This is a genomic window from Vibrio sp. Y176 (genome assembly GCF_033438945.1).
The window spans coordinates 1-502 of record NZ_JAWOQS010001279.1 but is presented as its reverse complement, the minus strand read 5'-3'; the positions used below and the strand labels follow the sequence as shown (position 1 = coordinate 502).

The window sequence follows — 502 nt, the reverse complement described above, 5'->3', positions numbered from 1 at the left end:
GTTTTCTGCGGAGACTTTTTAGGCGTGAACGATTCTTGGGTTAATTCAAACTCGCATGCTCATCTAACCTCACTCACTCGCCAGCAAGTCGAGCAATGTTTTGAAGGCTATGACATCGTCTCCATGCATGAAAGAGATGAAGGTGGCACCACCATAGTCGGGACGCCTAAACATTGGCATGTATTCAGCGTCACGGCAGTGAAACGCTAATCTGAACGCAGGAATAAAAACAAAAACAGCACCAAACTCGGTGCTGTTTTTTAGTCACTCAACGCTGATTATTCAGATGGATACACCACTTTAAAGCGTTCTAGAACCAGCAAACGTTGCTCATGCCAATCGATGTTCAACTCATCGCACTCGGCTTTAAAAAATGCAGCATGCGCGTCACGCCAACAGTTCAACGTTCTATCACCTTCGCCTTCTGCATAGGCGAACTCTGCGGTGACTTCATCATATCGACAGGTGCTCACGTCCGTCATTTGAATTACACAAACAGGCT

At 46.2% G+C, this 502-nt stretch carries 1 protein-coding gene and 1 pseudogene; one reads left to right on the top strand and one right to left on the bottom strand.

Annotated features, from left to right (window positions below; translation table 11 throughout):
- Positions 1–210, top strand: a pseudogene (locus tag R7O13_RS31400) (SAM-dependent methyltransferase); the annotation flags it as partial.
- A 68-nt stretch (positions 211–278) separates the two neighbouring features.
- Here the strand turns inward: R7O13_RS31400 and R7O13_RS31395 are convergent.
- Positions 279–502: ASCH domain-containing protein (locus tag R7O13_RS31395; protein WP_318305806.1), on the bottom strand; the 224-nt coding region annotated here is incomplete at its 5' end.